The following is a 26,681-nucleotide window of genomic DNA, read 5'->3' on the forward strand; positions in this document are numbered from 1 at the left end:
CGATGTGGCAGCGCGTGTCCCGCGCCGAGCATGGCCTGGTGACCGAGAACCTCATGGGGCTGCACATGTCCCTTCTGGAAGTCCTTGTCCTGCTGGGTGCCGTCGCGCTGGTGGTGGTGCGCTGGCTTCCGCATGCCGTCCGCCCACGCGCCACGATCGTGGCGGGGACAGTGTTCGTGCTGTCCGCGATCGTGCTGAGCGTGGTGGGGATCCGTTGGCAGATGCTGCCGGTACTGACAGGCGCCGCCCTCGCGCTGCCGTTCGCTCTCTCTCCTCTGCTGCGACGCCGTACCGGCCGGCCGGCGTGGCGTGCTCAGTGGTGGCTGGCTTTGCCCGGGTCGGTGGCCTGCGTCGGCCTGATCGCCACGGGTCCGGTGGCCGCCTGGGCCTTTCCCGTACCCGTGTTCCCCGAGCCGTCGGGCCGTTTCGCGGTCGGTACCCGTGTGGTGCAGTGGACCGACCCACGCCGCCCCGAGATCTTCACCGCCGACCCGCACGACCGGCGCACGGTCGTGGTCCAGCTCTGGTATCCCGCGCAGAAGAGCCCCGCAGGCGCGCGGCGGGCCCAGTACCTCGGACGCACGGAGCACGAGGCTCGCACCGTCGCCGACGCCCTGGCCCGCCAGGTCGGGCTGCCCGGCTTCCTGATCGACGGCATCCCACGCGCCCGCACCCGTTCGGTCTTCAACGCCCCGGTGGCCGGCGCGGGCGGACGCTTCCCGGTCGTGTTGTTCTCTCCCGGATCCGGCGGAGTGCGCACCCAGAACACCGCCTGGGCGGAGGAACTGGCCAGCCACGGCTATCTGGTCGCTGCCCTCGACCACCCGTACGACTCCGCCGCCGTCGTCCTCACCGACGGCCGCACGCTTCACACCAGGACCACCTCCACCGGCGACCGGGACAAGGACGACAAGCTGGCGGCCGACTGGACGGCTGTTCGGAGTGCCGACCTCAGCTTCGTCCTCACGCAACTGGACCGTCTGGGCCGAGGCGAGATCGCCGGCCCGCTGGCCGGACGCCTGGATACCAGCCGGGCCGCGGCCACCGGCCACTCCATGGGTGGTGCCGCCGCCCTGCAGGCAGCCCGGCAGGACCACCGGTTCGACGCCGTCATCGATTTGGACGGCTACCCCCACGGCCCCGTCTCGCCCTCCCTCCGTCAGCCGACGCTCGCGCTCACCCAGGCCATCACCCCCGCAACCGACCCGCGGTACATGCCCCGCCTCACCAGGGCCCTCAAGCTCAACACCGCGACGAGCTACCGGCTCACCATCCCCCGCGCCGCCCACCTCACCTTCATGGACGGCCCCCTGTACCTGCCGCCCGTGCCCTCGATAGTCGGCTCCCTGGGCCGCACCAAGAGCCCCCGCGTCGTCGGCGCAACCACTCTCGCCTTCCTGGACACCACCCTGCGGCACAAACCCGGCGACCTGCCCGGCGTTCTGTCGGCCTACGGCGACCTCAGCGTCTACCCCCCGAGCAACAGCCGCTGATCAGCTGTGCGACGACAGCCGGCGGGCCGTCCCCCTTTCCGGCCGGAGTGCAGTCCGCGGTGCCGACCCAGTTATCCCGAATCTACGGCGAAGTGTGGCAAGTAACTCTCTGTAGCGGATCTGCGGTGCGCTTGTCAGCGTTTTTGATCTACTGCCTGATCGAAGGCTGTGCTCGGCGAGGTTGGCCCGGTCATCCGGGGCGCGTTCGGCTTCTTCCGCGGCCCTGGCGGCGGAGGCCACGGCGAACGAGGCCGCCGGCTGGAGCGGTCGTGCAGTCCTAGACAGCTCCACCACACCGGAGGTCTTCGTCGTGATCAAGCCTGACCGGCGTCAACCACGCTCGTGATCAATACGACGAGCCGCAGCAGTGAGTTCGTCGGCGACGGCAGACACGGCGACCGCGACAAGGCCACTGTCGCGCGGCGACCGCGCACATCGTCACCGGCGTGTCCGACTGAGCTAACCGGGATCGGGTTCGTCGTGGATGGTCAACGCTCCGGCGAGGTCGAGGTCGGCGTTGGCGCCGTGTGCCCCGGCGCGGACGAGCAGCACTGCGCCGAGCGCGGTGCTCCAGAACGTCCTGGCCTCCACGCTGAGCGGTCGACGGGCCCTCCAGCCGCGATCGTCTAGGAGCTGACTCGCGAAGCGCTCGGATTGCCGGAACAGCAACCGGAGGTGCTGGTCGACCACGGGGGCGAGTTCGGGCTTGGAGATCCCGGAAGCCAGTGCTCGCGCGACCGACGGGAGCGAGGGCATGGCCAGTACGGCGCGGGCGATGTTGCGCCGAAAAGCCGCCGCATCGGGGGCTTGGCGACCGATGCGCTCAACCCGTCGAGCGTCGTGCAGCAAGCCGAGAAAGGCGGCGTGCACGAGCAGCGAGTCCTTGGAGCCGAAGTAGTAGGTGACCTGATTGGGGAAGACGCCTGCCGCGTTCGCGATCTCCGCGACGCTCACCTCAGCGCCGGGCCGCTCCTTGCAGAGCCGGGCAGTTGCCTCAATCAGCCGATGCTTCGTTGCGCGACCGCGGTCACGCGGCCGAGTCGACGTCGCCCGAGCTTCGGTTCGCTTCTTCTCCACATCAGAATTGTATGTGATACAACAAGGGTGTTCATTTGTATCGCATACAAGAAAGATTGAGGGGCATGCACCGAACTGAAGTCGTCGTGACCGGACTCGGCGCGATCACACCACTCGGGGCAGACGTGGCGTCCACCTGGAAAGCCCTGCTTGCCGGCGAGTCCGGCATCCGCGGCGACGTCCTACCCGGCCATGAGGACACTGGCCTTCCCGACACCGTCGCGGGGACGATGGCGATCGACCCCGCCGAGTTGCTGCCGCCGGTGCGAGCCAGACGGCTCGACCGCTCGCAGCAGGCGGCCTTCGTCGCGGCGGCCGAAGCCTGGGCCGACGCCGGTGCCCCGGAGGTGGACCCGGGCCGGCTCGCATCTGCGATCGGCACGGGAATCGGGGGCGTACGGACGCTGCTGAAGGAAGACGACGTGCTGGAGGCGGCCGGGACGCGGCGCGTCTCGCCACGTACGGTCCCGATGCTCATGCCCAACGCGGCGGCGGCGTTGATCAGTATCGAATACGGTGCACGAGCCGGGGTCTACACACCCGTCTCGGCGTGCTCTTCCGGCGCCGAGGCGATCGCCCTGGGGGCCAGGCTCATCCGTGCCGGCGAGGCGGACGCTGTGATCGCGGGCGGGACCGAGGCCGCGATCACCCCGATCACCATTGCCGGCTTCGCTCAGGCACAAGCACTGTCGCGCCACACCGCCGAACCCGCTTCCGCGTCCCGGCCGTTCGCAGCGGACCGCAGCGGATTCGTCCTCAGTGAAGGCGCTGCCGTCGTGGTTCTCGAAAGCGCCGAGCATGCCGGCGCCCGAGGCGCGCGCGTCCACGCGGTGCTCGCGGGTGCTGGCATCGCCGCCGACGCTCACCACATCACGGCGCCCGCTCCCGACGGCTCCGGTCAGATCTCAGCCATGTGGAAGGCCCTCGCGCAAGCCGGTTTGACTCCCGAGCAGATCAGCCACATCAACGCCCATGCCACCGGAACTCCGGTCGGCGATGCTGCCGAGGCACACGCGATCGGGGAGGTCTTCGGCCGCGCCACCGTGACCGCCCCCAAGGCGGCGCTCGGTCATCTCTTTGGCGCCGCCGGCGCGATCGAAGCGCTCATCGCCGTCCTCAGTGTGGAGCACGGCGTCATCCCGCCGACCCGCAACATCACCGCGGCCGGCGTGGGTCCCGACATCGCTCTCGATGTCGTCGCAGAGCGACGAGACGTCCCCCAGGAAGCCGTGCTCAGCAATTCCTTCGGCTTCGGTGGGCAGAACGTCTCGCTCATCGTTACCAGTGCACGACACCACGCGTCCCGTACGGCCTCGACGACACCATGACCCACGCGAACGCACCGTTGTCCGTGGAGGGGCGCCGCCGATTGATCGAGCGTCGCAAGACTCACCCGATCGCGCGTGTCGTCGCAGAGATGGGGATTACCCGAGCAATGGCGTCGAATTAGGTGTACCGACACCGGCGACACGGCGAACTCGGATTGATCGATCGAAGCTCAATGCCGCACCATCAGTGGGCCAACCGTTAACGGCTGGCCCACTGATCCCCGAGCCCAGCCTCCTGGTGATCTTCCCGTGCACGAGCAAGAGTCAGATTCGCAGGCGGTTACGCTCACACATGCTCCTTTGCGCGAGCAAGATCAATCACGGACAGCCGGTCCCCCCATCGATCCCGGATTCGTTCTCAGAGCCCGTTCTCACTCAGTAGCGGGATGGGCCCCCTTCTGAGACTTGCGTTGTGCGAAAGGCCGGGCCCATGACGTGCCCTCAGTAGCCCTGCCTGGCCGGCCGGTTGGACGCGGACGACGTCGAACAGCACGCCTGTCCGAGGTGTGGCGCTCAGCCCGGCTCGCCATGCCGCGCGCGCGGCGGCGCGTTCGCCTCCGCCTACCACACCCGCCATTTCACCCTGGTGCCCCGGCTGAAGAAGGCGCTGCGGAGTGCTCGGCGCCGATCGACCCGGACCTGTCGAGCGCGGACATCCGCATCGGCTACGCGAGCTGCTCGACCCTCGGGCAGGAACTCGACTCCCAGCTCGACGCGCTCAGCAAGCACGGCATCCCAAGGGACAAGGTCCACAGCGAAAAATCAGCACCCGGGTGCGGGTCCGCCCCCGGTTCGAGGAGGCGCTGAGGACGACTCGGGGAGTCAAGGCGCACGCCCCGCACTGCGAACCTTCCTCACGGCCCGCTTCGCCTCGGGGGACGAAGAAACTGGCAGGAGCTAGCACGCCTACTTCGAGGAAGCCCGCACCCAGGCCAGCCCCCCTGGTCCTGGAGTTCCTCACCGTGCCCTCGCACCAGCCGTGGAAATGCGCCGGGAGCCGTCGGTCGCCCAGCGGCCACGGCCGCGCCCCGCCTCGTCCGCCGGCCGCGGCGGTGGGCCCTCGCCGGGGGCGAGGTCAGACGCTCTCGCGCAGGGCGGGATCGCGCTCCTCCGTGGCAGCCTCTGCGGTGTGGGGTTCGGCCTCGGCTTGTAGCCGCTGGACCAGTTCCTTCAGCTCGGCGTTGCGACCGCTGAGCATCATGAAGATCATCTTCAGGTCGCCGGAGAACGCCGCGCCGGGGTCGGTGAAGCCGACGGGGAGGTTCTTCTCGAAGACGAAGTGGCCACTCCAGGCGAAGCTGAAGAACGCGCCAGGTACGGCCCACAGCAGCTTGGGGCTGCGGCGCCGTCCGGCCAGGCCCGCGGCGCCCACCGCGGTGACCATCCCCGCCACGTGCATCCAGCGGCTCGCCTCGCTGGTGTGGCCGCGCATGTACTCCTCGAAGCGCTGATCGAACTGCCTCATTGTGCCTCTCCGTTCGTCTGGTGAGATGCGCCGTCGGAAACGTTCGGCGCATGCCGCGCGAGCGCCTCCCGGTAGGTGTTCCGCAGCAACGGGTCGGCCACCGTGTCCCGCTCGTAGCGGAAGCCGAAACGCCTGCGGTACTCGGCGAAGAACTCGCCGTGGTGGTGGAGGAAGAGCACGTCGTGGATGGCCATGTTCCGCAGCGCCAGCAGGGGCACGGGGCCCCTCGACACCGGAAAGGCGGAGTTGCGTGCCGCGGGCTCGGGGCAGGCGGGGTGGAACTGTCCGAGCATCAGTCCCGCACGCGCCAACTCTCCCTTCAACTCCGCTTGGACGGAATCCAGCAGGGACCAACCGGCGGGCGGCAGATCGGGCAAGGCCAGCAGGAGGGTACGCATCGTCGCATTGGCCCGCGGCCAGCGCCGGGCGCGGAAGTCGCACACCATGTCCCGCACCACGGCCCGCAGGTCGTCGCCGTCCGCCTCCGTCATTCCCAGACGCGTCCGCAGGAGCAGGGTCCCCTCGCCCATGGCGGGCGCGACGAAGGGACAGACCGGGCCGGGCCTTCCCAACTCCTCGTGCGGCCGGGTGATGTACGTATCCAACCAACCGTGCACCAGAGCCTCCGCCGTCGCTCTCACCCGCGCCGGGTCGCCGGCCGGCGGCGGTGCCTGCGCCCCGTGCCTCGCCCCGTCCTCCGTCGCGGAGGTCCGGTCCGGAACCTGCCGAGGGCAGGCGTTCGTCGAGGTAGCCCGCTGACCGGCCGGCATCATCGCGCGCCCCCTGTCTCTACCGGGCAACCGCCGGCTCGTGCCTCCATCACTCCGGTGCCGCCTGGCAGCGGGGTGGTCCGTACGGGGGTCAGCCCCGCCCCGCGTAGTAGGTCGGCCACTTCCTCCCCGGTCCGCTCCCGGCCGCCCGCGAACAGGGACATCATGTAGAGGTCCATCAGCGCTCCCCACTGGCCGTCGCCCCCCTGATCCGGCCCGTCACCCTCCGCCTCGTCCACCAAGTGGTCGATGACGACAACCCGGGCCTCCGGCCCCATCGCCCGGCGGCAGTTGCGCAGGACGACGTGGCAGGACGCGTCGTCCCAGTCGTGCAGGATGTGGCGCAGCAGGTAGAGGTCGCCGCCCGGGGGCAGGGCGGTGAGGAAGTCGCCCTCGACCAGTTCGCACCGGTCGGCCAGCCCGGCATCGGTCAGCCTGCGAGCCGCCGCGGGCAGTGCCGCGACGAGGTCGACAAGCACGCCGCGAGAGCGGCGATTCTCCCCCAGCAGCCTGGTCAGCAGCGCACCGTCCCCACCGCCGACGTCGACGATGGTCAGGGGGCCGGTGAAGTCGACTGCCTGGAGCAAGCCCTCCAGTTCGAGCGAGAGCCCGCTCTCCTGGGATCGGTCGAAGATCCCCCGCAGCCACGGGTCGCCGTCTAGGTGGGAGAAGAAATCGACGCCGAAGACGTCCGCGAAGGCCGGACGCCCGTGGCGGACCACCTCGGTGAGCCGTTCCCAGGCCGGGGCCATCGTCGTGGCCACCAGCAGGGCCGTCGGCAGGGCCGACGCCGGGGCGTCGGCCCTCAGCGTCTCGCCGAGCGGGGTGAGGCCGTACCCCTCGCCACCCACCTCCGGTTCCCGGCTCAGCACCCCGAAGGAGACCAGTGCGCGCAGGAGGCGGGTGAGCAGGGCCGGGTCGGCCCCGGTGGCCGTGGCCAGTTCGGCCGCGGTCGGTGATCCGGTGCCGATCATGTCAGCGAGGCCGAGCTCGGCGGCAGCGCAGACGGCCCGCGAACGCACGTGACCATAAATCATTTCCCGCATACGCCAAGCGTGGTCGGCTCGGACGCTGTCGGGCACGGCGACCGCTCCTGTCGCGGCCGTGCGCGGTGCCGTCATCGCGGACCCCTCGTGAGGACACCGCCGGCCCCTTCTCGCACCGGCGGCGCCTCCACCTCCACGAACAGGCCGTCACGCGGGATCAGTGCCGGGATGCCGCCGAACTGCGGATGCCGAGTCCGCAGGTTGAGCGTGGTACGAAGGGCGAGCCGGGACAGCGCGGTGGGCAGGACCACCGAGGCGATGCTCGCGCCGACGCAGCGGCGCCCGCCGTATCCGTAGGGCAGGTACTCGAATGGAGTGGGAGCGCGGTACCCCTCCCTGGACGCGTCCCAACGCTCCGGTAGAAAGCGGTCCGGTTGCGCCCACACGGCGGGCGAGCGGTGGGTGATGTACGCGCTCACCGCCACCAGGCTGCCGCCGGGTATCAGGTGACCCTGGTAGCGAAAGCTACGCACGCATCGGCGCGGGCTCATCACCACGGGCGGGTGCGTGCGCAGGCTCTCCTGTACCGCCCAGTTCGTGTAGCTCAGCTCTCGGCCTCGTGCCGCCGAGGCCCCGTCTCCCGAGGACGTGTCTCCTGAGGACGCGTCGTGTGCCTCGTCCCGCAGCCGCTGCCAGACGCCGGGCGTGTTCAGGCAGTTGTAGACGGCCCAGCCCAGGCCCGAGCCGACCGGGTCGTAGCCGGCGATCAGGGCGCTGACGACCATGTCGCGCACTTCCTGGTCCGACATCGCGGGCCCGTCCTCGGAGAGCATCACGGCGATCAGATCGCGTGACCCCTTGCCGGACCGGTGCCCACGCCCGCCGGGGTCACCCTCGCGGCGCCTTCGCTGAATCTCCTCGTACAGGAGCCGGTCCACGGCCGCGATCGCGGCCAACGCCCTTCTGCGCGCGGCGCTGGGCAGCTTCCAGGCCACGAGCTGCCGCGGGAGTGGGTAGTCCATCAGTTCGTGGATACGTTCCAGCTCGGCGACGAGGGTCCCCTCCTGGGCCGCCAGCCGTTCTCCGCAGAACTGCCGCAGCATGGCGCTACGGATCGCGGAGCGCAGGGTGCCGTGCACATCCACGTACCGCCCCGGCCGCCAGCGGTCGATCGCCTCGTCGATGGCGGCCAGGATCAGACGGGTGCTCTCCTCGGCTCCGCCGCGGTGGAACGAGGGCCTCGCCTTGCGCTTGCGGCGGGCGTGCGGCTCGCCGTCGGTGGTGACCAGAGCGGTGTCCCCGGCGATCGGTCGCAGCATGTCGTAGGCGCCGCTGAAGCGGAAGTTCTCCTCGTTTCCCAGGACCAGGGCGTTGGCGTCCGGTCCGAAGAGGAAGTGGGTACGGGTGGGCCCGAGACCGAAGGCACTGACCTGGCCGTAGGTGTCATGAAGGTGTTCCAGCCCTTCCGGCAGCGAACGCTGGAAGGCCCGAGTGACCCGGAAGAGCTGTGCCGGAGTCCGGGGTCCGGGTATGGCGGGCATGCGTCGTCTCCTTCTCGTCTTCGCGGGGCGGGCCGCCCGACGCCGGCGTGGACGCGTGGCGGGGCAGCCGGCACGGTGGGACGTCGGTGTGCGAGGGCCTCAGGGAACGGCGGGGGTCGTGACGTCGGTCCGGCGCCGGGAGTCCAGCGCCAGGAGGTCGCTGCCGAACAGCAAGGCGACTCCGAGCGCCACCCCCGTCACCGGGGCCCAGCCAGGTGAGTGCAGCAGCAGGACCGAGGCGAGAAACGCGGTCGACAGAAGCATGTCGACCTTGAGCACGGCGTTGGCTCTGGCCCGCTCCGTCGCCCGGGCCATCGCCCGGCACTGCACCAGAGCCGCCACCGTCCAGACGAGCGCCCACAGGTCACGAGGTGGGAGCAGCCCGACGGCTACGAACACGGCGGGCGAGAGGTAACCCACCAGCGTCATCGCCGTCGCCGCGCGCGCCGCTGCCGCGCGGGTGGCGAAGACCGTCGCGGACGTCCGCAACCCTGCCTCGCGGTCGCCCTCGAAGTCCGGGAGGTTCTTCACCATGCCCTTGGCCGAGAACCAGACCACCAGGAAACCGAACAGCGCCCAGGTGGAGCCGCTCAGGTCGTGGCGACCTCCGGGGGCGCCGAAGGCTCCGAGCAGGAACGGCCCGAACACCGCCAGACTGAAGGCCAGCAGGCCGACGACAGGCCCGTCCTTCAGCCGCAGCGGACGAAACGAGTACTGGTGTGCCCCGACGAGCAGCAACAACATCAAGGGCAGTAGTTGGACACCGCCGTACGGGAGGGTGAGCACGATCAGCGTGCCGGACGCCGCGTGGCCGATCCACAGCGTCCGACGATGCCCCATCCGCAGCACCAGCCACACGCGCCCGGGCAGATTCCGACTGTCCTCGGCCAGGTCCGTGTACGCGTTGTAGAGGTTGGCCATCAGCCCGTACACGAGGGACATGAACAGGCCGAGGAAGAACGCGGGCGACACTGTGCCACCCGCCGCCGCCCAGCCGAGCGCGAAGGCCAGGTTGCCGGGTACGCAGGTGCGCGGTCGACCCAGCATGAAGGCGATACGCGCGGTCTCCGACCAGCCCGCGCTGCCCGGCGTCCGCCGTACCGCGTCCTCCCGCCGGGTGGGAGAGAGGGCGGCGAATTCCTCGTAGCCGAGGGAGCCGGTCGACGGGCGCCCAGCCGGGGCCGTCACGGGAGTCGGACGTTCGCGTTGTAACGGCTGTCGTCGTGCGACGCCGACCTGGTGTGGACAGGGGAAACGGCTGCTTCCGCCGGGATTAACGGTATTCCGAGAGCGAGCACGATGCGCCTCCATCTTGAACCGTTGTACATCCAAAGCCGATACGACACCAAGCGCGTCATCGCGCACCAGTGATGATTAAGCCATGGAAAATGTTGCGGGGTCGACGACCGTACGGACGTGAACGTGCCGGGCACGCATGCCCTTTCCTTTCCCGTAGTAGAACGTAAGGGGCCGGTTGGCGCGCCGAGGGCTCAAGCCTCATACGCCATCAGGCACTTTGAGGACCGTCGCGTCACGCTTCGTGAAGCCCCAGGCCAGGGCGTGTGAGTGCACTGTTCCAGGGCATGCTCGGGGGTTTTCCTGGAGCAGTGATCAATCGTGCCGCCGGGATAAGCAGCGGCGTGCCGGAAAACGTCGATGGTGTTGAGACGAGCTGTGTCGTGTGACGTCTTGGTGATCCTTTTTGGTACCGCTCTGGAAGGCAGTGTTGGTAGAGATGGTGGATGTGGGCCGCGAGGTGGACGAGGTCTATGAAGTGACTGGCGATGCGGGGGGCAGGGGAGCTAAACGGGAATTGTGAGGGAGGGTGCTGCTTTTCTCACCCCGAGTAGCGGTCAGTTGCTGTGGAACCTGGACGTCCACGAGTTCCGCATCGCGAGATTCCTTCGCAGATGCTACGTCGGCGATGACACAAGCGATTCCCCCAGGCCGAGAGCTTGACGAGCCTCCTTGGGGACCAGCTCTGGGGACCAGTTGGGGACCACACGGTGTGCGCGATGGTGCACGACGGAGCCTGCTACGCACGTCGTCTGCCCCGATTGAGTGCGGGAGTTGCCGCCCTGGTCGCGGCCACCGTCGAGCGCTTCGGCCGGCTCGACGTCGCCGTCAACAACGCCGGCATCGCGCTCGACACCGGCCGCCTGGCGGACGAGCTCACCAGCCGCTTCCAGCAGATGCTCACCACGAACGTGCTCGGCGTCTTCTGGGGTGTGAAGTACCAGATCCAGCAGATGCTGGCCCAGGACAACCCCGGCGGCGCCATCATCAACCTGGCCTCCATCGCCGGCCTGGGTGGCATGCGCTACGCGGCCAACTACTCCGCCACCAAGCACGCCGTGGTCGGACTGACCAGGTGCGCCGCGCTGGAGTACGCAACCGACGACATCCGCATCAACGGCGTCGCCCCCGCCGCGATCAAGACCGACATCCTCAGCACCGCTATCGCGGCCGGCACCTGGAACGAGACCCGCGGAGGCAGCTCCTGATCCGCGGCCAATGTGGGTGGCGCATGCGCCCCACGGACTTCGGCGAGAAGATCCTGGTCGACTGCGTCGCGGTGGCCGCGGGCGACCAGGGCGCGACCGCCACGCTGACCACGCTACGCACCATCGCCCACCCGCTGCGGGCCTGGCCGACACCGCTGGGCGTGGCAGCCACGGGCCCGTCCGCCGCGCTCGACGCCGAGGGGCCCGGCCGACGACCGCCTCGCGGCACAGCTCCAAATCATGTTCGGCCAGGTACTCACCCTGGCGGTGCCCCATGCGCGCAGGCGCAGCCGCGGGGTTCAGCTCCTCGACCTCGTGATATGGCGGCGCGCGAGCACCCTCGCCAACACATCTCCGGGTTCTCCGGGACCGCGGCGAAGTCCGGGTCCGGGGGCCGTACCACCGGCGCGGTGATCGCTACAAGAAGTGCGACACCGTCGAACGGGCCATCAACCGCATGAAGCAGTCCCGGGCCGTCGCCACCCGGCTACGACAAGCGCGGCTACCCAGGCACCACAACCGTCGCAGCCCTCATCATCTGGCTACGAACTCGATCGACCGGACAAGACCTGGCTGGAGACGCTGCGCAAGGGCCGTCGTCAGAGCGGCCACCATCAGGCTCCCTTGCTGGTCATGCCTTGTTCCCGGTCCGCTGATGTCCCAGGAAGAGACGGCCAGCGCACCTCCCACCCGCTTTTCCCCGTCCCCGGGCGGCATTGACAACCGTCCTCGCACCCCGCCACCATCATTCCACTAATCAAGTAGTGGAATGGTGGTGGTGATCCTGGAGTACCGCATCGACAGGCGGAGCGGGGTCCCCGCCTTCCAGCAGATCGTGCAGCAGACCAAGCAGGCCCTCCGGCTGGGCGTACTCGTGCCAGGTGACCGGCTGCCCACCGCCAAGGAGGTCGCCGAAACCAGCACGGTCAACCCGAACACCACCCTCAAGGCGTATCGCGAGCTGGAGCGCGAGGGTCTGGTCGAACCGCGACCGGGTCAGGGCACCTTCGTACGTCGCACGCTGGGCCGCCCCGAGACGGGCACCGACTCGCCGCTGTACGCGGAGCTGGTGGCGTGGATGTCGAAGGCGGCCGGGGCCGGTCTGGAGCGGGAGGACGTGGCCGCGCTGGTCGCGTCGGCGATGGAGAAGCAGTACGCCGCCGGGAACGTGGCGGCGACAGGGTCCACGACAACGGGGTCCACGAGGGCCACGACAACCTGGAGCACAGGTGAGTGAAGGAATGTACGCGGGGGAAGCCGCGATCGAGGCGTACGGGCTGGGGATGCGCTACCGGCGGGGCTGGGCGTTGCGGGACTGCTTCTTCCGGCTCCCGGCGGGACGGATCTGCGGCCTGATGGGACCCAACGGAGCGGGCAAGACCACGCTGCTGAGCATCGCGGCCCACGTTCTGCAACCAACGAACGGCTCGATCAGCCTGTTCGGTGAGGCTGCGGGCTCGGTGGAGTCCGGTCGGCGCACAGCGTTCCTCGCCCAGGAGAAGCCCCTGTTCCGCCGCTTCACCGTGGCGGAGACCCTGCGTCTGGGCCGGGAGCTGAACCCCGGCTGGGACCAGCGCGCCGCTGAGGCCATCATCCGGGCGGGGAACGTGCCCTTCGACGCGAAGATCAGCACCCTCTCCGGAGGTCAGCGCACGCGCGTCGCCATCGCCCTCGCCTTCGGAAAGAGCCCCGACCTGCTGCTGCTCGACGAGCCGATGTCGGACCTCGACCCGGTCGTGCGCCACGAGGTCATGGGCACCCTCCTCGCCGAGGTCGCCGAGCGCGGAACCACCGTGCTGATGTCCACCCACGTCCTCGCCGAACTGGAGAACGTGTGCGACTACCTCGTTGTCGTTTCCGGTGGCGGCGTGCGCCTCGCCGGTGACGTGGACGAGCTGATGTCCGTGCACACCTTGGTCACGGGCGCCAAGGAGGGTGACGGCATGCCTTCCGCCCTCGGGCACCACACCCTCGTCGAGTCCCGGACCAGCGGACGGCAGTTCACCGCGCTCATCCGCACCGAGGGCCCGGTCACCGGCCCCTGGGACATAGACGCCCCGACCATGGAGGAACTCTTGCTCGCCTATCTCCGCTCACCCGACGTACCACCGCTGATCACCCCCACCGCCCAGGTCCACGGCCAGGGGTTAGGCACCGGGGCGGTGGCGGCATGAGCACCTTCACCCGCAGCTCGACCAGCACCTCGACCGGCTCCACGAGCGACGGCAAGAACGGGACCACCGACGGGACCTCGGACGTGACCACCACGGAGTCCAACCGGCGCCCCCGACTCAGCGGTATGACCTGGCTGGTCTGGCGCCAGCACCGGGCCGCGTTCTGGACGACCCTCGTCGCCACCGCGCTCCTCGTGGGCTGGATCGTCTACCAGCGCGGCCAGTTGGTCGACTTCCTCGATGGTTACGGCTACCCCACCGAGAACCTCTACGAGGCGGGCGGCAGGTTCCGGCAGTACAACGACGCGTTCTCCTTCGTCTCCACGGGTCTCCAGGCGTTACCCATCCTGCTCGGTGTCTCCCTCGGCGCCCCGCTCATCGCGGGCGACCTGGAGAACGGCACCGCCAAGCTGGTCGCCGCCCAGTCCATGAGCCGGACCCGCTGGCTCGCCACGAAGCTGGCGTTGGCCGGACTGGTGGTCGTGGTGAGCACGGGCGCGTTGTCGGCGGTGTTCGGCTGGTGGTGGAACCCCGTCAAGTCCGAGGCCGCGGTCATGGAATGGACCTCGGGCGCCGCGTTCAACACGACGGGCCCGGTGCCTGTCGCCCTCACCCTCTTCTCCGTCTTCGGCGGGGTGGCGATCGGTATGGTCCTGCGGCGCACGCTGACGGCCATGGTGGTCACCTTCGGCTTCACCATCGTCCTCCAGCTTGTCTGGGAGCACTTCCTGCTGTCGCTCGGCAACGTCGTCACGGTCACGACGAACACGGGTGTCACAGACGAAAACGCGTTCCCATCGCTCCCGTACAGCGCCTACGAAATCGATCGGTCGTATGTCACTGGCAGCGGGGATCTGATGGGTTGGAGCACCTGTTCGGGGGCACAGACCGACGCGGCACAGCAGGTGTGCCTGGACAAGGCCGATGTCGTGGGCTGGTCGGTGCAGTACCTCCCGATGTCGCAGATGAACGCCATGCAATGGTTCGGGGCGTCGATTCTCTTCGCCCTTACCGCCGGTGTCGTGGCGTTCATGTTCTTCTGGGGTCGTAAGCGGCTCTTCTGAGTTCGTACGCCCCGCGCCCCTCGAAGGGGCGCCTCTTTCCCCTCTGTTTCCTCATCCCGTCCGCCGGGCTGCTTCGCCATGCCCGAAGGTCCAGAGAGAAAGGCAATGCCTTGAATCACCGTAAGAGGCGAGCGAGTGCGGCTTCCGCTCTCGCCGTCGCCGCCGCCCTTGCCGCGGCCCTGCTCGGCACCCCGGAATCCGGGGCCGCACAGCTCGACAGCGGTACGGCAGGTACGGCCCGCGCCCTCGACAAGGCCAGAACAGTCACCCTCGTCACCGGTGACCGGGTCACGCTGGACGCCACCGGGCAGGTCACCCGTGTGCGGCCCGGCAAGGGTCGGGAAGGCACCGCCTTCCGCATCGCGCGGAGCGCCGACCGCACCTACGTCGTCCCGCGTGACGCCGAGCGGCTCCTCGCGAACGGCACCGCCGACCGGCGGCTGTTCGACGTGACGCAGTTGGTCAAGTGGAGATACGACGACGCGGCCCGCCCCGACCTCCCACTGATCGTGACGTACGCCAAGGGCCGCACCCTGGCGCCGAGCACGCTGTCCGCCGCCGGAGCCCGGGTCAGCCGGGATCTGCCCAGCGTCAACGGGGACGCGCTGAAGGCCCGCAAGTCCAAGGGCGCCGACCTGTGGGAGACGCTCACCGGCAGCGGGGGGACGGCGCGGGAGAGGGCAGCCGCCGCCGACCGGGTCGAGAGGATCTGGCTCGACGGGAAGGTCGAGGCGGCCCTCGACCGGAGCACCGCGCAGATCGGTGCCCCCGAAGCCTGGGCGACGGGATACGACGGCACGGGCGTCAAGGTCGCCGTGCTGGACACCGGAGTCGACGACACGCACCCGGACCTGAAAGGCCGTATCGACGCGGCGAAGAACTTCACCGAGGCGACGGACACGGTCGACCGGGTGGGTCACGGCACGCATGTGGCGTCCACGGTCGCGGGGTCCGGCGCGCACTCCGGGGGCACGTACCAGGGGGTCGCGCCGGGCGCCCGGCTGGTCAGCGGCAAGGTGCTCGACGACGAGGGTTACGGCGAGGAGTCCGGGATCATCGCCGGTGCGCAGTGGGCCATCGCCCAGGGCGCCAAGGTGATCAACCTCAGCCTGGGCGGTCCCGACACCCCCGGTGACGACCTCCTCGAACAGGCCGTGAACGACCTGTCCGCCACCTCCGGCGCCCTCTTCGTGATCGCCGCGGGCAACGAGGGCCCCGCCGCCGGCACCGTCGGTTCGCCGGGCAGCGCCGCCGCCGCGCTCACCGTCGGCGCGGTCGACCGCGCCGACACGATGGCCGACTTCTCCAGCCGCGGCCCGACAGCGGACGGTTCCCTCAAGCCTGACCTCACCGCCCCCGGCGTTGACATCGTCGCCGCGAAGGCCGCCGAGGGCACGGAGGGCGCTCCAGCCGCCGAAGGCTACGTCTCGATGAGCGGAACGTCGATGGCCACCCCACATGTCGCGGGTGCCGCCGCGATCCTCGCCCAGCGTCACCCCGACTGGACCGGTGAGCGCCTCAAGGCCGCGCTCACCGCGTCCGCCAAGCCCACCCCCGGCGTCTCGGCGTTCGCGCAGGGCACGGGCCGTACGGACATCGCCCACGCCCTCGACCAGCGACTCACCACCAGCCCGGCCACCCTCGGCTTCCCCACCCAGCAGTGGCCGCACACCGACGACAGGCCGGTCACCAAGACCGTCACCTACCGCAACGACGGCGACCGCCCCCTCATCCTCGACCTCACCACCGAGGTGTACGGCGAGGACGGAAGGCCCGCCGCCGAGGGCATGCTCGAGGTCTCGCCGAAGCGGCTCACCGTCCCGGCGGGCGGCACCGCGACCGCGCAGGTCACCGCTGACAGCCGCGCGGGCACGGCCGACGGCGGCTTCGGCGGCTCGGTCACCGCGACGGACGGCGCCGGCGTCACCGCGCGGACCGGTGTCGGCGTACAGCGCGAAGTCGAGTCGTACGACCTGACCGTCAGGCATCTCGACCTCAGGGGGAAGCCCGCCGGGCGGTCCGAGACCGGGGTGCAGAGGCTGGACAGCGAGATCCGGAACGACTACTCGGACGACACGGACGGCGAGTTCACCGTGCGGCTCCCCAGGGGCCGCTACAGCCTCGAAGGCCGCATCGACACGGGCGCGACCCCAGACGCCGGGGGCCTGGCCCTCCTCCTCAACCCCAAGTTCTCGCTCACCCGTGACACCACCCTCGTCATGGACGCCCGCCAGGCCGAACCGGTCCGGATCACCGTGCCGGACGCCAGGGCCAAGCACACCGCTGCCACCTTCACCTACGGGTTCGACATCGACCGGAACCGGAGCTTCAGCACGTACGAGATGGACAGCTTCGGCAAGCTGCGCGTCGGACAGTTCGGCGCCCGGCTGCCCGCCCGCGAGGCGTTCGCGCAGTACAACGGCGTCTGGACGCACGGGAGTACGCGCTACCGGCCGGCGGTGAACCGTACCGGCGACCTGACCGGCTTCACCGCGAACCTGAAGCGCTCGCAGTTCGCCAAGGTCACCCTCCCCGTCGGTGAGCCCGCCAAGGACAAGAAGGGGTCGCTCGTCGCCACGCCCCTCACGCCGGGGGGCCAATTCTGGGACGTCCTCAACCCGACCGAGTTCTCCCTGCCCGCCACCCTCACCGACTACGTTCTGCCGGGCGTGCGGTGGCGGTACTCCGTGGAGCAGATGAGTGGCACGGACGCGGACGGCAACAGCGTGCACGACGCCGGCCAGTGGACCGCGAACCCCCGGGCGTACAGCGCGGGCAAGCAGTACACCGAGCGCTTCAACACCGGCGTCTTCGGACCGCATCTCACGGGCCCGCTGACCGGTGACAAGGGCCGTCCGGGCGCGGTCCGCGTCGGTGACACCTTTACGGCGTACCTTCCGCTCTTCTCCGACGGCGCCGGGCACGTGGGCGACTCCCGTTACCGCAAGGCCAGGAGCACCCTCTACGCGGGCGGCACGAAGATCTTCGCCGCGAACACGGACCTGACCGACATCTCGTACGAACTCCCCGCCGCCCAGCGCACGTACCGGCTGACGACGGACGTCTCCCGCCCCACCGCCCTCTCGTCGGTCTCCACCCGGGTCGCCGCCGAGTGGACGTTCACCTCCGCGCACGTCACCGGTGCCGGGCAGCGGCTGCCACTGTCGGTGGTCCGCTTCACGCCCCGGCTGTCCTCGCAGAGCACGGCCAAGGCGGGTACGCGCTTCTCTGTCCCGTTCACGGTCGAGGGCGCGGCCACCGCGCGCACCGCCCGCAAGCTGGCCTTCTCCGTCTCCTACGACGACGGCCGGACCTGGCAGCCGGCGAAGGCGGTCGACGGCAAGCGCCTCGTCCTGCGCCACCCGGCGAAGGCGGGCACGGTCTCTCTGCGCGCGACGCTCACGGACGCGGCCGGCAACACCCTGAAGCAGACGATCCACCGGGCCTACCGGATCGTCAAGTAGACCTCCGCGCAGGTGTGTTGATTGGACGCCCGGGCCGGCTTCGGCCGGCTCGGGCGCTCTTGCTGGGATCGGGGCCCGCAGACCGTCGGGGGACCGGCGTCCCTGGCCGAGAACGTCGCGTCGCGCGGGACGGCGGTGGAGACGCGTCCGCCGCGCGGGCCGGTGAACAGGCGGGCAACGGGAGCGCCTTGCGGGCGTGGGGCGCGGGGAGGCGGGTGCTCAGCGCGTGGCGACCCGGAAGGTGCTGAGGACGACCTTGTGGTCGGTCGGCCAGGTCCAGGTGGGGCGCCAGAACCTGTCCTCGCCTGACTCCTCACGCGCTTGCTGCGGACGATGGTGCTGGACGGGCCGACGAGGATGCTGTCGAGGAGCTGGAGGCGCTCGTCCGGGTAGAAGAAGACGAAGTCGATCCGGTCCCGCTCGTCGGCATCGGCCGCCCAGGTGAGCTGGCTGATGTCGGCGCCCGGGTTGTCGCTCGGCCACGTGAAGCCCGGCGTGCGGACGGGGTCCGGGTGGATCTGGCGGTAGCTGTCGCGAAACCCGGCGTCCTCGATCGCCTTGGTCGTCGACCAGGTGACCTCGGTGCCGTGGTGGTCGAAGAGGTGCCCGGTCCGGTGGTCCCAGTCCTGGTGAGAGGGCTCGTTGAAGTCACCGGCCAGCAGCGTCAGCCGCCGCCTGAACCGCTCCCTCCCGGCGTCCGCGAGCACGCCTTCCGTCACCTGCGTGCGCCCGGAGGCCGCGTTGAGCCGCATGATCAGTTCGGCATCGGTGAGGGGACCGGTCGGGATCTTCTTCCAGCCGTACTCGTGGGTCGGCAGCGGTGGCGGCGTGCCGCCGCCGTAGCCGCGCGGCAGGTAGGTGACGTAGTAGCGGTACTCCAGGTGCCCGGAGTAGACCGCGATCTCGATGCCGTCGGCCGCGATGACCACCTTCGACCAGGACGGGAACGACACGTGCTCCATGATTGGCCATCGTGAGATCACCGCCGGATCGACCGGGTGGTCTTCGCCGAAGTAGGTCAGCCCGCGCTTGGCCAGGTCCTCCAGGAGATGGTTCACGCGCTCCTCGTTCGACTCGCTGAGCGTGACCACGTCCGGCTCGACCGCGGCGACCGTGTCGGCGATCCCCGCCCGGCCCCCCTCGACCTGGCTGCCGCCGAGCCAGATGTTGAACTGCATCACCTTGAGGTCGCGGTGCGAGAACCCGTCGTGCTGCCACGCGTCCCGCCGGGCGGCCTCGGTCACACCCCCGGGCGGCACCTCCGCTCCGTCGGCCGCGCCGGTCGTCGTCCCGAGTGACTCGTGTTGCTCGACCATCAACGACCTCCGGTGACTGTGCTGTCTCCCTGGCATGGTCACGGTCGACTCGGGCCGGGGAACGTCGCGGCTTCCGGCGCCCGACACGTGACCCCGGGGACGACCCACCCACGCCGACGCGCCCTCCCCACCCTGGGCAACCCTCGCCGGTCACACCTCTGGGGTGGGACCGAACGGGTGGCCCTCCAACGTGCGGGGCGACGTGGCGGGTGCTTCGCCGTGCGCGGTCACGCGTACACCCAGCGGCGCATGGCCGGAACCCGGGTCACGGTCGCCGCCGGCCCTCGCTCTGCGCCGGGGACGGTCCCCGCTCTGTGCAGGGGGCGGTCCCCGCCCGTGACGGCCACCCGACCGCCACGCGCCCGGATCACTCCGCTTGTCTGTGACAGGCTTGTTACCGCCCGTGTGACCCCTATCACCACCTTGTGTGGTCCTGTCCTGCTCGACTGTGCGGATGCCTGCCGCCTCGCTCACCCGCCCCGTCGCCGTCGCCGGCCTTCTGCTGCTCACCGCCTGTGGAACACAGGAGGCGAACTCGCGCAGCGACGGCTCGTCGCAGCCGCGTGGACCGGGCCCCACGGAGATCGCCAGTGCGCGCCCCTGCCCCGCCGAGTCCTCCGGGGCGTCCACCACGCCCCGGCCGTCGGTCCCCACGCCGGTCAAGGGCGATGGGCTGGTGGATGCGGTCACGGTCATCACCGTGGGCGACGGGCCGCGTGCCTGTGCCCAGTTCCAGGTGACCAACCACGAGGCCGAACCCTTCACGTACACGATCGGCTTCACCGCCCAGTCGGCCTCTGGGGAGGCGCTGGCGAACACGGAGCAGACGGTGGCGTCCGTGCCGCCGGGGCGGACCGTACGGCGCACCGTCGTCGTGGACGACCTGCCCGGGGCCCCGGCCGAGGGCGGTGGCGTGAAGATCACGAAGGTGAGGGGCGTCCCCGCCGACGAGGCGCCCGCCAGCGCCGGGTCCTGTCCCGCGTCGGGCGTGCGCGTCCACGCGGACGAGGGCTCCGCCGCGATGGGGCTGCGTGCCGTGAGCCTGCGGCTGGAGAACTGCGGTACGCGCGTCACGCGGCTCGACGGCTATCCGCGACTCCAGCTCCTCGACGACGACCACAAGCCGCTGGAAGGTGTGCGGATTCTGCACGGCGGCAGCGCCATCGCCACCGGCACCGGGGCGGACGGCGAACCCCAGCCGCTGGCCCTGCGGCCGGGGGAGAGGGCCTACGCCGTCCTGGTCTGGCGCAACACCGTCGACAACGGCACGACTGAGCCCGCGCACGCCCCGTACGTACGCGTGCGGGCGAAGCCCGGCGCCGCCCCGGTGATGGTGACCCCGGAGCTGGACATCGGTACGACGGGGCGGGTGGGCATCGGCCCGTGGAAGAAGGACGAGACTCCGGGCGGCGGCGCGACGAGGCCGTCCGTCAGCGGGGTGCCCGGCGTGCCCGGGTCCTGAGCACCCGCGCTACCGCGCGCCCCCGGCGGGCCCGCCGCGCGCCGTCGCCGGAGTCGGGCGGCGGTTCGTCGGCGGCGGTGCGTAAGGCATGATCGGAGGATGTCTGATCGCATCATTGCCGCCTGTGACGGGGCGGCCAAGGGGAACCCGGGTCCGGCCGGGTGGGCGTGGGTCATCGCGGACGCGGATGGCCGCCCCGAGCGCTGGGAGTCCGGGCCGCTCGGCCGTGCCACCAACAACGTGGGCGAACTCACCGCCCTACAGCGCCTGTTGGAGGCGGTCGACCCCGGGGTGCCGCTGGAGGTGCGGATGGACTCCCAGTACGCCATGAAGGCCGTCACCCAGTGGTTGCCCAGTTGGAAGCGCAACGGTTGGAAGACGGCGGCCGGCAAGCCCGTCGCCAACCAGGAACTCGTGCAGGCCATCGACGCGCTGCTGGCGGACCGGGACGTGGAGTTCCAGTACGTGCCGGCGCACCAGGTGGACGGCGACCCGCTGAACGCGATCGCCGACCAGGCCGCCAGCGACGCGGCCGTGCGCCAGGAGGCCGCCGGTACCGCGCTCGGCGCCACGGAACCGCCGGTGCCCGCGCCCCAGCGCGCCACGCCGGCCCGCGCGCGCTCCGGCGGCGCGGGGAAGCGGCCGGCCCGGACGTCGTCGGGCGGCGGCTCGCGCACCATCAAGGCGAAGTTCCCCGGCACCTGCCCGTGCGGGAAGTCGTACGCCGTCGGCGAGCCGATCACCAAGCTCGGAACCCGCTGGGGCCACTCCGAGTGTCGTGCCATGGTCGCGGAGGGCGCACAGGTCTGAGCCCCGGTCGCGGCCGGGCAGCATGGCCCGCGTCGCCGCGACCCGTCCGCGCCCCCGACGTCCTGGAACGCTGTCGCCCCGCGTCTCCCGGCGTCGGGGGCGCGGTCAGGTACGGGCCCGCTCGCCGTCGCAGGCGTCGGCGTCGCGCCGGGTACCCCTCGCCGCCCCAGCCCCCCGACGGGGGCGACCAGTGGGGCCCGGCCGCGACTCCGGTCCGACTCTGCACCCCGCCGCTCACGCTCCACTAACGCATCGCTGCCTCGCCCGCTCGGCGCGCGTGCGGTGCGCCCGAGCCGGCGCCTCCCCGGCGGCCGGGCGGCACAGGGGCCCGTGGGTGGGAGGGGGGCCGGAAGCGCGACCCGATGATGGCGCGCGACTGACGCGACTGACGCGGCGGGCGGTGGTCCAGGTCCGGGCTGGCGGGTACGCGTGTCGCTGCCGGGGACCAGGGTCGTGGCGCGCGACAACGGGTTCGGGGGTGGCGCGGGCGGAGATCGCGTGGGGCGTCGGAGGGAGTGGCGCGTTCGGTGACGCGGTCAGCGCAGACCTCACCAGTGGGGCCGTCGTGATCGGCGACCACGGCACGGTGCCGGAGGTCAGTCCCAAGTGACCTGCGGCGAAGGCGACTTGAGTGGCTGGCGTGAGGGCCCGTCAGCCCTCTCGCGAACGTGGCAAGAACCGGCCACGGTCGTGGCCAGGAGTGGCCACCGGGGCTGCTTCGGGGGATGATCGCCTGCAACGATGTGTGATGCGCATATCACCATGCGCAACGGGCCTTGGACGCGCGGTTGTGCTGTTCCTAGCGTGTGAAGGTTGGTGCCCCGTCGCCCGTCCGGCGGCGGGGTGACGTGAACTCACCCAAGGGGTCTTCTCACGTGCGCGTATTCGTCACCGGAGCGACCGGATACATCGGGTCCGCGGTCGTCCGCGAACTCATCGCCACCGGGCACGAGGTCGTCGGGCTCGCCCGCTCGGACACGGCCGCCGCGGCGCTCACGACGGCCGGGGCGGCGGTGCACCGCGGCTGCCTGGGCGACCTCGACAGCCTGCGCACCGGCGCCGCCGCCACGGACGGCGTCATCCACCTCGCCTTCAGTCGGGACGTCTCCGACTACGTGGACGCGGGAAAGCTGGACGTGGGTGCTGTCGAGGCGCTGGGGGCGGCGCTCGCGGGCACCGGCAAGCCACTCGTGGTCACCTCGGCGACGCTGCTCCTCGCCATGGTGGCCCCGGGCTGCCGTGGGACCGAGGAGGTCCCGCCCGTTCCGGGATCGACGGCGCCCCGCATCGCGGCGGAGAACGCCGTCATGGCCCTGGCCGAACAGGGTGTGCGCGCCTCCGTCGTGCGGCTCGCACCGGCCGTGCACGGCGAGGGTGGCCGGGGGCTCATCTCGCGCCTGGTCGACCTCGCCTGCGAGCGGGGTGTGTCGGCCTACGTCGGCGACGGGGCGAACCGCTGGCCCGCGGTGCACCGGTGGGACGCGGCGCGCCTGTTCCGGCTGGCGGTGGAGGCCGCCCCGGCGCGTTCGATCCTGCACGGCGTCGCCGAGGAGGGGGTGCCGTTACGCTCCATCGCCGAGGTCATCGGCCGCCGGTTACGGGTGCCGGTCGTCAGCCTGACTCCCGACGAGGCGGGCTGTCACTTCGAGTTCCTCGCCGACCTCGTCTCGCTGGACAACCTGGCGTCGAACGACCTGACCCGGCAGCGGTTGGGTTGGACTCCCAGATGCCCGACGCTCCTCCCCGACCTGGAAGCCGACCCCCGCTTCGCGCCCTGCGCCAGCGCGCCGGAGGCGACGGACGACCCGGCGCCGCGCGGAGACCAGCCTGACCCGGGTTGCTGCCAGGCGATGGCCGAGCAACCCACCCTGGGGTGAGGGCGGCGCCCGTACCGGAGACACCCATACCGGCAACGTTGTCAGCTCCGGGGGGCGCCGAGTCCGCCCCCAGGGTGTGTCGTGGGCTCAGCCCGCGGGCGTGCGGCGCGCGATCGACCGGCAGGTTCGGAAGAACCGCTCCACCTGGTCGTTGTCGTCGTCGGCGAGCAGGGTCAGCCACGTGCCGTCGGGGAAGGACAGCCGGAAGCGCGGGAGGTGTTGGTCGGCGTCGCGCGGGATGTCGGGCCTGGCCGTCCGGTACGGAACGCGGGCCACGATCCGCAGCCGCCGGGCCCGGCCCGTGAACCACACCCGCGAGGGGGCCGCGAGGAGTACCAACTCCTCGTCCGTCGGCACGATCAGCCGCTCCCCGTCGGGTGCCCGCGCGTACCAGGACAGCAGCGTCTGCCCCGCCGCGCCATCCCAGTCGCCGTCGAACGTCTGGTACAGCCCCTGCTGGCGCGCCGCCGCCACGCGGCGCTCGGCGGCCTCCCGCGCCTCCTTCCTGGCGCGCCGCGCCTTGGCGCTGAGCGCCGGACCGTTCCACCCCTCGATGGCCGCCACGAGGAGCAGGGGCGAGGCAGCCACGAACCCGAGGGTGGCCAGTACGCGGGGGAGCGGGCGGCGCCGGGGGCGTACCCGCCCCGCGCCGGCCGGAGGCGGTACGGGCAGCGCGGTGACCAGGGAGCACCAGGTCGCCGACTCGGCCCACGTACGGGCTGACGCCGATCCTGACTGGCCCTCCAGCGACACCAGTTCGGCCGCTCGTATCCGCATGCGCTTGGTTCCCACCCGGCCCAGGGTAACCGGGCCGGGCGGGCCGGCAGTTGGGTGTGCCGGGTGCCGGGTGCCGGGTGCCGGGTGGGTGGGCACGGGTGCGTGGGTGCGGCCGAGCCCGCCCGGGCCCGCCGGGTGGGTCGGTGGTCTCGTCGGGTGTCGTGCCCGGCACCATGACCGGCCTGGTTCGGGGGCACCCCCACGCGTACGGCACGCCTCAGCGCCGACGTGCCGTCAGGCGCTGAGAGGCGGGCCGCACGCTACGGGCTCGCGGGCCTCAAGCGGCGGCCCCGAAGACGACGCTGGTGTTGATGCCACCGAAGCCGAAGGCGTTGCTCAGCGCGTGGCGCGGCTGGGCCGCGACCGGGTGGGTCGGGGCCAGGCGCAGGGGTGCCGCCGCGGGGATGGGCTCGTGCAGGTTGGCGTTGGGGTGCACGAAGCCGAGCCGGAGTTGCTGCACACAGGCCACCGCCTCGATGGCCGCGGCTGCCCCGAGGCAGTGGCCGGTCAGCGACTTGGTGGCGTTCACCCAGGGGTGCCCGGCGTGCTCGCCGAGCACGTCGCGTAGCGCCTCGGCCTCGGCCTCGTCACCCTGCGGGGTGGAGGTGGCGTGCGCGTTCACGTAGTCCACCCGGGCGGCGTCCACGCCGGCGTCGGCGAGCGCGCGTCGCATGACGCGGACCTCGTCAGCGCGTGACGGCGAGGACAGCCGGCTGCCGTGCAGGGCGACGGCGCCGCCCAGCATGTGGGCCAGCGGCCGGGCGCCGCGCGCGGCGGCGTGCTCGACGGACTCCAGCACCAGCGCGGCGGCCCCCTCGCCGTAGACGAACCCGTCGTGCCCGATGTCGAAGGGGCGGCTGCGCTCGTGCGCCGGCTCCTGCGCCGTCTTGGCCCCGAGCGCGCCGAGGTTGAAGAACGCCATCTGCTCGACGGGTGACAGCTCCGTCATCGGGGCGATCACCAGGCACACGTCGGCGTAGCCGGCCCGGACCAGGCGGAACCCGGTGACCAGGCCGACGTTGCCGGCGGCCGAGGCGCCGCCGGTGGTCACACCCTCGCCCAGGACGCCGAACAACTCGCTGGCCGTGCCCAGCAGATCGCTGTCCCACAGGTCGATGGCGTAACTCGGGCGCACGAAGGAGGGTGCCTTGCGGAACTTGTCACCCATCTCCTGGTAGAGCCGGTGTGCCTGGTTGCCGCCGGCGATGACCAGGCCCGCGCGGGTGGCGTCCAGGTCCGTGCGGGCGGGGTCGTCCCCGACCGGCAGGCCCGCCTGGGTCCAGGCTTCCGCCGCGGCGAGCAGGGAGTGCTGCTTGGTGCGGGTGGCCCGGCTCAGCAGGGGACGCAGCCGCTCGCGCAACCCCGGCTCCACCGCGGGTGACTGCGCCGCGAGGGTCTCGGCGGGGGTGCGGCGCTGGCGCGCCACCACACCCAGGCTGGCGGGCAGGTCTGGACCCGGCTGCTCGTACGTCACCCCGGACGTGCCCGCCCGCAGGGCCGCGGTGAACTCCTCGACGTCGCCGCCCAGGGCGCACCGCACGCCGAGCCCGGTGATCGCCACGCCGCTGCCGCGGTCGGTCACAGCGCTTCCGCCCGCAGCGTCCGCAGCCGCGCCGGCTCGGTCCCGAAGGGGGTGATGACGGGGTAGGTCCGCAGGGCAGGGTGGCTGGTCTTCATGATGGCGGCCAGCGTCGAGGACGGCGTCAGGTCGACGTAGTGGGCCTCGGCCGCCCCCGGTACGGCGGACAGGGCGCGGGTGAAGGCGATCGGCCGGCGCAGGGTGGTCCAGCAGTCCTCGGCGTGCCAGCCCTTGACCACGTCGGTGCTGGTAGACGAGATCAGCAGCGGTCGCGCGGACGCGGGGTCCGGCGTGGCGTCGAAGGTCAGGGACGCGGCCAGTTCGGTGATCGGGTCGCGCAGCCCGTCCAGCGCGGAGGAGTGGAAGGCGAAGTGCACGGGCAGCGACACGGTGATCAGTCCGCGCTCCTTGAGCGCCTCGGTGGCGCTCCGCAGCCCGGCGGCCTCGCCGCTCAGCACGAAGTGGCCGTCGTGGTTGATGGAGGCGACCTCGGTGTGCTGGTGCAGGACGGGCAACTCCTCGTAGAGCCGGGGGTCGCCGAGCACGGCGACCATGCCGCCCGGTCGCAGCCTGCCCTCGAGCAGGTGCGCCATCTCGATCACGAAGCCGAGGGCGGCCTCGACCGGCACGTACCCGGCGATCGCCATGGCGCTGAACTCGCCGAGGCTGGAGCCGACGAGGACGTCGGGGCGCAGGCCCTCGGCGCGCAACACCTCGCTGAGCGAGTACTCGACCATGAGGATCGCGGCGTTGGAGAGCGCGAGGTCGTCGCAGGGGTCGGACAGGCCGCGGCCGGAGCCGTAGAGGTAGTCGACGACGGACCGCTCACCCCGGCCGGTGCACACCGCATCCAGGCGGTCCATGCTGCGCCGGAACTCGGCGTTGTCCTGGTAGAGGGACGATGCCATGCCGAAGTACTGGGACCCCTGCCCGCCGAGCAGGTACACCATGTTGCGCACGTATTATCCCCCGGTTACTTCTGCTTTTTCTTTTC

21 protein-coding genes and 1 pseudogene are annotated in these 26,681 nt (G+C 71.1%); 12 read left to right on the forward strand and 10 right to left on the reverse strand.

The features are described from left to right. The first annotated feature begins 2 nt into the window (after positions 1–2). Positions 3–1,493 carry an alpha/beta hydrolase family protein gene (locus tag AC3CHW_RS31175; protein ID WP_488468689.1) on the forward strand — a complete coding sequence of 497 codons (1,491 nt, stop codon included), beginning with the start codon at positions 3–5 and terminating at the stop codon, positions 1,491–1,493. Between the two features lie 459 nt (positions 1,494–1,952). Here AC3CHW_RS31175 and AC3CHW_RS31180 read toward each other — a convergent pair whose 3' ends face one another. Beyond that, a complete protein-coding gene (locus AC3CHW_RS31180) occupies positions 1,953–2,570 on the reverse strand; it encodes a TetR/AcrR family transcriptional regulator C-terminal domain-containing protein (RefSeq protein ID WP_488468690.1) in 618 nt (205 codons plus the stop codon). A 65-nt stretch (positions 2,571–2,635) separates the two neighbouring features. Between AC3CHW_RS31180 and AC3CHW_RS31185 the strand changes: the two genes are divergently transcribed. From AC3CHW_RS31185 to AC3CHW_RS31195, 3 genes and pseudogenes are all read left to right on the forward strand, one after another. Further along, the gene (locus AC3CHW_RS31185; protein ID WP_488468691.1) at positions 2,636–3,898 is read left to right on the forward strand and encodes a beta-ketoacyl-[acyl-carrier-protein] synthase family protein; all 1,263 of its coding nucleotides are present in this window, start codon (positions 2,636–2,638) and stop codon (positions 3,896–3,898) included. Beyond that, a pseudogene (locus AC3CHW_RS31190) lies at positions 3,895–4,086 on the forward strand (IS481 family transposase); the annotation flags it as partial. The gene AC3CHW_RS31185 and the pseudogene AC3CHW_RS31190, both read left to right, overlap by 4 nt. Positions 4,087–4,364: 278 nt before the next feature. Then, positions 4,365–4,799, forward strand: coding sequence for a zinc finger domain-containing protein (locus AC3CHW_RS31195; RefSeq protein WP_488468692.1), 435 nt, complete (start codon positions 4,365–4,367; stop codon positions 4,797–4,799). A gap of 174 nt (positions 4,800–4,973) precedes the next feature. Here AC3CHW_RS31195 and AC3CHW_RS31200 read toward each other — a convergent pair whose 3' ends face one another. The 5 genes from AC3CHW_RS31200 to AC3CHW_RS31220 form a co-directional block, all read right to left on the reverse strand. Beyond that, the gene (locus tag AC3CHW_RS31200) at positions 4,974–5,363 is read right to left on the reverse strand and encodes an Mpo1-like protein (protein WP_459249964.1); all 390 of its coding nucleotides are present in this window, start codon (positions 5,361–5,363) and stop codon (positions 4,974–4,976) included. After that, complete coding sequence (locus AC3CHW_RS31205) at positions 5,360–5,980, reverse strand: DUF6875 domain-containing protein (RefSeq protein ID WP_459249963.1); 621 nt, start codon at positions 5,978–5,980, stop codon at positions 5,360–5,362. Before AC3CHW_RS31205 ends, AC3CHW_RS31200 begins: the two co-directional genes overlap by 4 nt. 152 nt (positions 5,981–6,132) lie before the next feature. After that, entirely contained in the window at positions 6,133–7,254 is a 1,122-nt protein-coding gene (locus tag AC3CHW_RS31210; protein WP_488468693.1) for a methyltransferase, read from the reverse strand. Then, entirely contained in the window at positions 7,251–8,660 is a 1,410-nt protein-coding gene (locus AC3CHW_RS31215) for a cytochrome P450 (protein WP_488468694.1), read from the reverse strand. Before AC3CHW_RS31215 ends, AC3CHW_RS31210 begins: the two co-directional genes overlap by 4 nt. 99 nt (positions 8,661–8,759) lie before the next feature. Further along, positions 8,760–9,848, reverse strand: coding sequence for a UbiA family prenyltransferase (locus AC3CHW_RS31220; protein ID WP_488468695.1), 1,089 nt, complete (start codon positions 9,846–9,848; stop codon positions 8,760–8,762). An 827-nt stretch (positions 9,849–10,675) separates the two neighbouring features. Here AC3CHW_RS31220 and AC3CHW_RS31225 point away from each other — a divergent pair. The 5 genes from AC3CHW_RS31225 to AC3CHW_RS31245 all read left to right on the forward strand — a co-directional run bounded on the left by AC3CHW_RS31225 (position 10,676) and on the right by AC3CHW_RS31245 (position 17,866). Next, a complete protein-coding gene (locus tag AC3CHW_RS31225; protein ID WP_488468696.1) occupies positions 10,676–11,164 on the forward strand; it encodes an SDR family NAD(P)-dependent oxidoreductase in 489 nt (162 codons plus the stop codon). Positions 11,165–11,933: 769 nt separating this feature from the next. After that, complete coding sequence (locus AC3CHW_RS31230) at positions 11,934–12,401, forward strand: GntR family transcriptional regulator (RefSeq protein WP_488468697.1); 468 nt, start codon at positions 11,934–11,936, stop codon at positions 12,399–12,401. Positions 12,402–12,405: 4 nt separating this feature from the next. Next, positions 12,406–13,338, forward strand: coding sequence for an ABC transporter ATP-binding protein (locus AC3CHW_RS31235; protein WP_488471227.1), 933 nt, complete (start codon positions 12,406–12,408; stop codon positions 13,336–13,338). Further along, entirely contained in the window at positions 13,335–14,402 is a 1,068-nt protein-coding gene (locus tag AC3CHW_RS31240) for an ABC transporter permease subunit (RefSeq protein WP_488468698.1), read from the forward strand. The genes AC3CHW_RS31235 and AC3CHW_RS31240 overlap by 4 nt, the downstream gene beginning before the upstream one ends. A 110-nt stretch (positions 14,403–14,512) precedes the next feature. Continuing rightward, entirely contained in the window at positions 14,513–17,866 is a 3,354-nt protein-coding gene (locus tag AC3CHW_RS31245) for a S8 family peptidase (protein ID WP_488468699.1), read from the forward strand. Here AC3CHW_RS31245 and AC3CHW_RS31250 read toward each other — a convergent pair. Continuing rightward, entirely contained in the window at positions 17,848–19,182 is a 1,335-nt protein-coding gene (locus AC3CHW_RS31250; RefSeq protein ID WP_488468700.1) for an endonuclease/exonuclease/phosphatase family protein, read from the reverse strand. The two genes, AC3CHW_RS31245 and AC3CHW_RS31250, sit on opposite strands and share 19 nt — an antisense overlap. A 454-nt stretch (positions 19,183–19,636) precedes the next feature. Between AC3CHW_RS31250 and AC3CHW_RS31255 the strand changes: the two genes are divergently transcribed. From AC3CHW_RS31255 to AC3CHW_RS31265, 3 genes are all read left to right on the forward strand, one after another. Continuing rightward, positions 19,637–20,644, forward strand: a complete 1,008-nt coding sequence (locus AC3CHW_RS31255) for a DUF4232 domain-containing protein (protein WP_488468701.1) — start codon at positions 19,637–19,639, stop codon at positions 20,642–20,644. 99 nt (positions 20,645–20,743) lie between these two features. Next, positions 20,744–21,454, forward strand: a complete 711-nt coding sequence (locus tag AC3CHW_RS31260) for a ribonuclease H family protein (RefSeq protein WP_398609001.1) — start codon at positions 20,744–20,746, stop codon at positions 21,452–21,454. 875 nt (positions 21,455–22,329) lie between these two features. After that, complete coding sequence (locus AC3CHW_RS31265; RefSeq protein ID WP_488468702.1) at positions 22,330–23,331, forward strand: SDR family oxidoreductase; 1,002 nt, start codon at positions 22,330–22,332, stop codon at positions 23,329–23,331. Positions 23,332–23,418: 87 nt separating this feature from the next. Here the strand turns inward: AC3CHW_RS31265 and AC3CHW_RS31270 are convergent, their stop codons facing one another. The 3 genes from AC3CHW_RS31270 to AC3CHW_RS31280 form a co-directional block, all read right to left on the reverse strand. Further along, positions 23,419–24,123 (reverse strand): hypothetical protein, encoded by a 705-nt coding sequence (locus AC3CHW_RS31270; protein ID WP_488468703.1) that lies wholly within the window; start codon positions 24,121–24,123, stop codon positions 23,419–23,421. A gap of 262 nt (positions 24,124–24,385) precedes the next feature. Beyond that, entirely contained in the window at positions 24,386–25,690 is a 1,305-nt protein-coding gene (locus AC3CHW_RS31275; RefSeq protein ID WP_488468704.1) for a beta-ketoacyl synthase N-terminal-like domain-containing protein, read from the reverse strand. After that, complete coding sequence (locus tag AC3CHW_RS31280) at positions 25,687–26,637, reverse strand: acyltransferase domain-containing protein (RefSeq protein ID WP_488471228.1); 951 nt, start codon at positions 26,635–26,637, stop codon at positions 25,687–25,689. Before AC3CHW_RS31280 ends, AC3CHW_RS31275 begins: the two co-directional genes overlap by 4 nt. Positions 26,638–26,681 lie beyond the last annotated feature (44 nt).

Source organism: Streptomyces sp. MGP-BFMKR1 (assembly GCF_057766585.1).